Source organism: Mogibacterium kristiansenii, from assembly GCF_009695905.1.
Taxonomy (GTDB): Bacteria; Bacillota; Clostridia; order Peptostreptococcales; family Anaerovoracaceae; genus Mogibacterium_A; species Mogibacterium_A kristiansenii.
On record NZ_VUNA01000002.1, the window covers coordinates 177,116 to 184,802 of the forward strand.

Genomic DNA, 7,687 nt, shown 5'->3' on the forward strand with positions numbered 1-7,687 from the left:
ATACCACAGTGCGGAATCTCCGCAATAGCAAAGGCACCGACAGGGTTTGTCGATGCCTTTTCCTGATAAAATTTATTGGTTGACTTCGTATGCTACACTCTTTTCACGCCGCATTCCCGTTCCATAATCTTGGCGAAGGAATCCACTACTGCGAGGACGATGCCAATGCAGTGCTTTTTCCGCTCCGGGTCCTTGAAATTGTAATCCTGAATCAAGGTTGGACAGATGGTGGTTTCGTATTTTTCGATGACATCATCGTTCAATTCCCGAACCAGGCTGCAACATTTCTGAAACTTCGGATCTCCCGGAACGGTCCGGCCGAATACTTTTCCCAGACACATGGTGGCCCCTGCAACAGCACCGCATACATTTCCCCCATCCCCGAATCCGAACGGGAAGCCGGTGCTCATGGCGATGGCTTCTTCCGAAATGCCCAGGTCATAGTACTTGTTCAGAATGTACACCAACGTCTCCGAACACATGTAGCCTCCGGTAAATGCTCCTACAGCCTTCTCTCTCAACTCATCCATCTTTATTTCCGAAACCATAATATCCTCCTTTTTCAAACAACAGAAAACGAAATTCTGCATCCTTACCTTCTCTACAGCTCGTGAACGATTTCGTCCAGATCCTTGGATTCCGTATGTCTCAAAGCCGGTTCCACGCCATCTTCCGCATAACCGATTGGAATCAATACCACCGGACGAATGTGTTCCTGAATTTTCAATCCGCTGTTGATTTTCTTCGGATTAAAATGTGCCACCCAGCAGGATGCGATGCCCTCATCCCACGCCGCCAGAATCATTTCATCTGCAACGATGGAAGCATCGATTTCTCCCGAATCGATGGTCGGATCAAACGGATTGTGCCACACTTCGTTCTGATCGTAGCATACCGCCAAAACGGTCGGTGCGCCGTATCTGCACTTGGTTGCAGAATCGATAGCGGCCAGTGCCGCCTTGCTCTTGCAGACAAAAATACGCTGCGGCTGAAGATTCTTTGCCGTCGGTGCTGCTTTTGCCGCTTCCAGAATGCGTTCCAGCTTCTCCGGCTCAATCGGCTGATCTTTAAATTTCCGAACCGAGAAACGATTCTTAATTACTTTTAATACTCCCATGACGCTCCTCCCAAAATTTCTTTAATAATCTCCATACAAGTATTTTGAAATTTGTGTTTTACACCTTGATTGTACACTATTCGTGAGAAAAAAGAATATCTTAATTTTCTTTTTTCTGTTTTTTTCAAGAATCATTTTCCGTACATGAGAGCGCAAAAAAAAGGAAGCGAGGCTTCCGCACTGGCTGTGCGAAAGCCTCCTTCCCTCAAGGATTGGGACATCACTTGTCTAATCTGATACCTTCGATTGCACTATCGAAAATAGTCTTGACATCCTCATCCGGTTCGCCGGTTGCCTTTGCAACGATTACGGCGATGACTGCACTTGCAATGAATCCCGGTACGATTTCGTATACGCCGGTAGAGTGCAGGAGTAACAGCCAGCCGATATCTACAACGAATCCGGAAATAACGCCGGCGATGGCGCCCTTGTAGTTAAAGTTTCTCCAGAACAGGGACAGCAGGATGGTCGGTCCAAATGCCGATCCAAATGCACCCCAGGCATTTTCAACTAAGTTCATAATTGCCTGTGCTCCGGATCCCTTCGAGCTTGCAATCAAGAATGCGATAACTGCGATAACAACAACGACGATTCTTCCAACCATCAGGGTTTCTTTTTCTGTCGCGTCCTTCCGAATCAGCGGCTTATACAAGTCGGATGTGAAGGAACTGGATGCGACCAGAAGCTGAGAGTCTGCGGTAGAAATGGATGCGGCGATAATCGCTGCCAGAAGCAGACCGGAAATTGCTGCCGGGAAGTACTTCCGAGCCATTACCATGAATACCGTCTTCTGTGCTCCGATAGGAAGCAGCTCATCTGCAATCAGCATTCTGCCGAAGTATGCAATCAGTACGGCGGATCCCAGAGAAATCAGAACCCAAATAATTGCAACGATGGACGATTTCTTAATCATCGAAGGCTTCTCAATGGACATGAACCGTACCAGTACGTGCGGCATACCAAAGTATCCAAGTCCCCAGCCCAGTCCGGAAATAATGTCCTTCCAGCTTGCATCAAATAAGCCGGTACCGAATACGCAGGTGACCATCTCTCCGGATGCATCCTTGTATTCATACACGTTGTTCAGAAGGCTGGTATCCAGATTCTGCTTCGTTGCCACAATTACAATCGGAACAGCCATTAATGCGGCCATCATCAGAAGTCCCTGGAAGAAGTCCGTCCAGCATACGGCTTTAAATCCGCCGAAGAAGGTGTAGAACACGATAACCAATGCGAAAATCGTCATCGTCACCTTTGCACTGACGCCCGGGAACAGCATCTCGAATACGGATGTGCCGGCTACATATGCCGATGCAACGTAGATGGTATAGCATACCAGGAAGATTACCGCACAAATCACCTGCAGTGTTTTCGATGAAGTAGCGAAACGGTTGGACAAATACTGCGGCAATGTGATGGCATCACCTGCTGCTAAGGAGAATGTTCTCAATCTCTTCGCACAGAATATCCAGTTCGCTGCAGTTCCCAGTGCCAAACCGATTCCAATCCACATCTGACCGAAACCAAATGCCAGAATGGAACCCGGCAGGCCCATCAACAACCACGCAGACATATCAGAAGCCTGCGCCGAGAGTGCCGTTACCCACGGTCCCATCTCTCTGCCACCCAGGAAGAAGTCCTCCTGGTCCTTGTTTGCTCCGTTAAAGTAGAATATCAACGCGACGCCCATTAGAATCACGAAGTATCCTACGAATGTGATTAATTCCCAATTCATGACAATCCTCTCTTTCAATTGTAGAAGAAAATTTTATAGAAGCATGTCCCACTGTGATCTTCTACCTTTTTCATAGTGACCATATCCTTAATAATTATTATAGTCACTTTGAACGGGTATACAAGCCCTTTTTGGTTCACATGCAGTTTCCGCATTGCAGGCATTGTATCCATGAATGTTTGTAACTTTCTTAACATTGTATTTTTTTATTTGATTGTTCTTTAAAATATACTCTATATTCCTTTAAATTCAAGTATTTCGACGCTTTTCCCCCTTGACTTATTTCCACAAAAGAGAGATAATAGTTGCATATTTATTTATATTTCTGTATTTTTATTTACTCGTTTTTTTGCGCACTTTATCATAATGCGGAACACAATCCGGGATGATGCTGTTCCCTGCATGAGGATTTATAAAGGAAGGTATACTAGAGATGACAAAAGTATTTATCGACGGCAGTTACGGAACCACCGGACTGCGAATTCATCAGCGGCTGCAGAGCCGAACAGATTTGGAACTGATTTCGATTCCCTACGAAGAACGCCACAGCGAATCCGCACGGCGAAGGGCCTATGAAGAAGCGGATTTTGTTTTTATGTGCCTGCCGGATGCCGCCGCCAAAGAAGCGGCGCCCAAGGCTGAAGCCTGTCACACCCGCGTAATCGATGCCTCCACCGCCCACCGCACGGCGGAAGGATGGGTCTACGGTTTTCCGGAAATCAGCGGTACCGAAACCATCGAAGCGGCACCCCTGGTGGCCAATCCGGGCTGTCATGCCAGCGGCGTCAATGCCTTAATCTATCCGCTGATTCGAAACGGGATTCTCTCTCCGGCGCAAAAGCTTCAATGTTTCAGCATCACCGGCTATTCCGGCGGCGGTAAAAAGATGATTGGCGAATACGAAAGCGACTGCCGAGATGAACTGATGGATGCTCCGCGGATGTACGGCTTGTCTCAACAGCACAAGCACCTCCCGGAAATCACTGCCCTGAACGGTTTAGAGTGCGCCCCGATTTTCTGCCCGATTGTATCTGACTATTCCTGCGGAATGGAAACCATCATCCCCCTCTTCGGGTCTGACATTCACGGCACCATGGAGGACATCCGGAATGCGTACCGGGAATTCTACACCGGTCCGCTGGTGTATTATAAGGAAGATGCAGATGAAAACGGCTTTGTTTCTGCCAACACCATGAGCGGACGGGATGACATGGAGTTGTCACTTTACGGGAATCCGGACCGCATGCTGCTGGTGGCTCGTTTCGATAACTTGGGAAAAGGTGCTTCCGGTTCCGCCATTCAGAATCTGAATCTTATGATGGGCGCTCCGGAAACTACCGGGCTGGTGCTGGGAGGTGAGCGATAATGAAATTGAAATACATTTCGGGAGGAATTTGTGCCCCCACCGGCTTTACCGCCGGAGCGACCCACTGCGGCGTTCGTCCGAATAAAAAGAAAAACGATCTGGCCATTATTCTCAGCGACCGAAATACAGACTGCGTCAGTGCCGGTCTGTATACCACCAATCGCGTCAAGGCCGCACCGTCACGCTGGGCGGCATCTCCAAGGGTTCCGGAATGGTGCATCCCAACATAGGAACCACCCTCACCAAAACCGCCGTTTTCGCCAACGACGTCAACTGGGGACGGATTATGGTGCCATGGGATATTCCAATATTCCTTTTAATCCGGAACACGTGCGAATCGATCTCTTATCGGAAGTCGGCGAAATCACGGTATGCCGGAACGGCGTGGGCGTGGACATTGATGAAGAATACGCCTCGGAAATTCTGGGAGAAGATGAAATTGTAATTCGCATCACCATCGATAACGGAAATGCTTCCGCCACCTGCTGGGGCTGCGATATCCCCTACGACTACATCAAACTGAACGGTAACTATCGCAAATAGCCTAAATTGTTTTTGGGAGAGAATTCATATAGAAAGGGGTTTATTAATATGAAAGATATTAAAGAGTTAGACCATCAATACATCACCGGCACTTACAATCGTTTTCCGGTAACTATCACCTGGGGCAGCAACGACATCGCCTACGACGAGAACGGCAAGAAGTACATCGATTTGGAGTCGGGGTACGGCACCAACTCCTTCGGTTTCTGCGATTCGGACTGGATCAATGCGGTGGAGGAGCAGCTCCACAAAGTTCAGCACACCTCCAATCTCTATTACACGGAACCATGCGTCAAACTCGCCGAGCTTCTGGCCCGGCGCACCGGCATGACGAACATGTTCTTCACTAACTCCGGCGGCGAGGCCAACGAATGCGCGCTGAAAGCCGCTCGCCGTTACCAGCACCTGCATAAAGGGCCGGATTGCTATGAAATTATCTCCATGAAAAACAGTTTTCACGGCCGGAGCTACGGCGCCCTCTCCGCCACCGGAAATCCGCACTACCACGAAGGCTTCGAGCCGCTGGTTCCGGGTTTCAAATACGCAGAGTTCAATGATTCGGAAAGCGTGGAATCCCTGGTGGATGCAAACCGCACCGCGGCCATCATCGTGGAATGCGTTCAGGGAGAAGGCGGCGTCAACGTGATGACTCAGGAATTTGCCGATGCGCTGACGAAACTGTGCCGCGAGAAGGATATCCTCCTCATCTGCGACGAGGTCCAAGCGGGCAACGGCCGCACCGGCACCCTCTATTCCTACGAGCAGCTTGGGCTCCGGCCGGACATCGTCACCACTGCTAAAGGCATCGGCGGTGGTCTCCCTATCGGTATCTGCATGTTCAATGAGAAAACCAAAAACGCCCTGGTTCCGGGAACTCACGGCACCACCTTCGGCGGAAACCCGGTAGCCTGCGCCGGCGCACTGAGCATCGTGGAGCGGCTGAACGATGGTTTTCTGGATTCGGTAAAAAGAAAATCCGCCATAGTCTTCGAGGCGTTCCGAGATGCTCCGGGTGTTGCGGCAGTAGAAGGTCTGGGCCTGATGATTGCCATCACACCGGCTTCCAAAAAAGCATCTGACATCGTCAATGAATGCCTGGAAAACGGTGTCCTGTGCATCACCGCCGGTCCTGCGGGGGAAAAGGTGCGCCTGCTCCCGCCGCTCACCGTTACGGAAGAACATTTGAAGCAGGCCCTAAAGGTTTTGCTCCGGGCTTTTGCGGAATAGCGCCTAAAGGGCGCCGGGTGGCGCCGAATCGGGCTTCGGACTTGGTGCAAGGCCAACGAAAAATCAGGGTTTCCGGTTTTTCGTGCACCAAGTCTTTTTGCAAACGGCGCTGAATCGGGTCTTGGACTTGGTGCAAAGCCAACGGAAAATCAATGGTTTCCTGGCTTTCGTGCACCAAGTCTTTTTGCAAACGGCGCCGAATCGGGCCTCGGACTTGGTGCAAAGCCAACGGAAAATCAAGGGCTTCCGGGTTTTCGTGCACCAAGTCTTTTCGTAAACGGCGCTGAATCCGGCCTCAGACTTGGTGCAAGGCCAACGGAAAATCAAGGGTTTCCGGACTTTCGTGCACCAAGTCCGAGAACTTCATAGAAAAAAAGCAGGTCTTCCCAATTGATATGTACCCTCTTTCCTGGACACCCAGGAGGGAGGGTGTTTTTATGCGCTATAGTTATGAGTTTAAATTAGAATGTATTAAATTGTATCGGCAAGGAGTCTGGCCTGAAACCCCAGAGGGTGTAACTGCGAAAAGGTTTAAAAATCAAATCCGAGAATGGGACAGAATCGCCATTGCTCAAGGAGAGGAAACTTTAAAGCATAATCCAAATAACAAAATATGGACTCCAGAGGAAAAATTAGAACTTGTTTCAAAGGTATTAGCTGGCAATTCGCGCTCGGCAGTTGCTTTGGAAAGTGGTATTAGCCCAGGACTGCTATACTCATGGGTTCGCAAATACAAAGAATTCGGTTACAATGGTCTTGTAGATAAAAAGAAAGGTCGCAAGAGCAGCAAGCCAGGTATGAGCAAGAAATCAATTGAACCGAAACCTCTCACTGAGTCTGAACGAGAAGAACTCATCAGACTTCGTGCTAAGAATGAAGCTATTAAAGCGGAGATTGAAGTCGTAAAAAAAAGATCGCCTTGAGGCACGAAAGATGGGAAGCTGCGCAACTCAAGGCGAAAAAGCAGCAATCATCAAGGAACTCAGAGAAGAAGGATACCAATTAAAGCACCTTCTCAAAGGTCTTAATATGTCTAAATCAACTTACTACTATGAACTTAGTAAAGTTGATGCTGTTGATTTGCGTAATGAAGAGTTAACAGAAGAGATTAAACGCATCTTCAATCATCATAAAGGAAGATATGGCGTAAGAAGGGTTCACAAAGAACTCTTGAATCTCGGTCATAACGTTAATCACAAACGCGTACAAAGAATCATGCACAGCCTGGGATTGTGTGGTAAGAGACCCAAAGAAAAGTATCATTCTTTTAAAGGAGAAGTTGGTAAGATTGCTCCAAACATAATAGATAGAGATTTCACTGCAACAGCACCACTTCAAAAATGGACAACTGACGTATCGCAGTTTAATTTCTCGTGGGGCAAGTGCTATCTGTCTCCAATACTCGACATGTATACCAATGAGGTAATCTCATATGACTTGTCTACGAGTCCTAACCTGAACCAGGTTAGCAATATGTTAGCTAAAGCTTTTAAGAAATTTAACTCACTGGAAGGGTTAATATTCCATTCGGATCAGGGATGGCAATATCAGCATCAACACTATCGTCAGGAGGGTGAATTGAAAAAGTAAGTTCCAGTTCAGCCAAAAAACTTTCCGCTTTGCAAAAGTAAATTCTGGTAGGGGGCTAAAATTAGAGTAAAAAGCGAAAATACCGTACAAATATGGCGAATACGGAAGG

Annotated in this window: 9 protein-coding genes; 6 read left to right on the top strand and 3 right to left on the bottom strand. The window is 48.2% G+C overall.

The window, feature by feature from the left end; translation table 11 throughout:
- Positions 1-92: 92 nt before the first annotated feature.
- The 3 genes from FYJ65_RS01960 to FYJ65_RS01970 form a co-directional block, all read right to left on the bottom strand.
- Complete coding sequence (locus FYJ65_RS01960) at positions 93-548, bottom strand: C-GCAxxG-C-C family protein (RefSeq protein ID WP_206157270.1); 456 nt, start codon at positions 546-548, stop codon at positions 93-95.
- A gap of 53 nt (positions 549-601) precedes the next feature.
- A complete protein-coding gene (locus FYJ65_RS01965) occupies positions 602-1,117 on the bottom strand; it encodes a nitroreductase family protein (protein ID WP_154553671.1) in 516 nt (171 codons plus the stop codon).
- A gap of 220 nt (positions 1,118-1,337) precedes the next feature.
- On the bottom strand, positions 1,338-2,852 hold the full coding sequence (locus FYJ65_RS01970; RefSeq protein ID WP_154553672.1) for a sodium/proline symporter: 1,515 nt from the start codon (positions 2,850-2,852) through the stop codon (positions 1,338-1,340).
- 433 nt (positions 2,853-3,285) lie between these two features.
- On the opposite strand from FYJ65_RS01970, the gene argC reads away from it, so the two are divergent.
- From argC to FYJ65_RS02000, 6 genes are all read left to right on the top strand, one after another.
- Positions 3,286-4,218 carry an N-acetyl-gamma-glutamyl-phosphate reductase gene (argC, locus tag FYJ65_RS01975; RefSeq protein WP_154553673.1) on the top strand — a complete coding sequence of 311 codons (933 nt, stop codon included), beginning with the start codon at positions 3,286-3,288 and terminating at the stop codon, positions 4,216-4,218.
- The gene (locus tag FYJ65_RS09605) at positions 4,218-4,448 is read left to right on the top strand and encodes a hypothetical protein (protein ID WP_235898162.1); all 231 of its coding nucleotides are present in this window, start codon (positions 4,218-4,220) and stop codon (positions 4,446-4,448) included. Before argC ends, FYJ65_RS09605 begins: the two co-directional genes overlap by 1 nt.
- 64 nt (positions 4,449-4,512) lie before the next feature.
- Complete coding sequence (locus FYJ65_RS09610; protein WP_154553674.1) at positions 4,513-4,761, top strand: bifunctional ornithine acetyltransferase/N-acetylglutamate synthase; 249 nt, start codon at positions 4,513-4,515, stop codon at positions 4,759-4,761.
- A gap of 48 nt (positions 4,762-4,809) precedes the next feature.
- Complete coding sequence (locus FYJ65_RS01990) at positions 4,810-5,988, top strand: acetylornithine/succinylornithine family transaminase (RefSeq protein WP_154553675.1); 1,179 nt, start codon at positions 4,810-4,812, stop codon at positions 5,986-5,988.
- A 437-nt stretch (positions 5,989-6,425) separates the two neighbouring features.
- A complete protein-coding gene (locus FYJ65_RS01995) occupies positions 6,426-6,911 on the top strand; it encodes a transposase (protein ID WP_235898163.1) in 486 nt (161 codons plus the stop codon).
- Between the two features lie 10 nt (positions 6,912-6,921).
- A complete protein-coding gene (locus FYJ65_RS02000; RefSeq protein WP_154553676.1) occupies positions 6,922-7,578 on the top strand; it encodes an IS3 family transposase in 657 nt (218 codons plus the stop codon).
- The last annotated feature ends 109 nt before the right edge of the window (positions 7,579-7,687 follow it).

Coding starts and splice junctions, on each gene's coding strand:
- FYJ65_RS01960 (WP_206157270.1), bottom strand. CDS start 548: ATGGTTTCGGAAATAAAGATGGATGAGTTGAGAGAGAAGGCTGTAGGA.
- FYJ65_RS01970 (WP_154553672.1), bottom strand. CDS start 2,852: ATGAATTGGGAATTAATCACATTCGTAGGATACTTCGTGATTCTAATG.
- FYJ65_RS09605 (WP_235898162.1), top strand. CDS start 4,218: ATGAAATTGAAATACATTTCGGGAGGAATTTGTGCCCCCACCGGCTTT.
- FYJ65_RS01995 (WP_235898163.1), top strand. CDS start 6,426: ATGCGCTATAGTTATGAGTTTAAATTAGAATGTATTAAATTGTATCGG.
- argC (WP_154553673.1), top strand. CDS start 3,286: ATGACAAAAGTATTTATCGACGGCAGTTACGGAACCACCGGACTGCGA.
- FYJ65_RS01965 (WP_154553671.1), bottom strand. CDS start 1,117: ATGGGAGTATTAAAAGTAATTAAGAATCGTTTCTCGGTTCGGAAATTT.
- FYJ65_RS09610 (WP_154553674.1), top strand. CDS start 4,513: ATGGGATATTCCAATATTCCTTTTAATCCGGAACACGTGCGAATCGAT.
- FYJ65_RS01990 (WP_154553675.1), top strand. CDS start 4,810: ATGAAAGATATTAAAGAGTTAGACCATCAATACATCACCGGCACTTAC.
- FYJ65_RS02000 (WP_154553676.1), top strand. CDS start 6,922: ATGGGAAGCTGCGCAACTCAAGGCGAAAAAGCAGCAATCATCAAGGAA.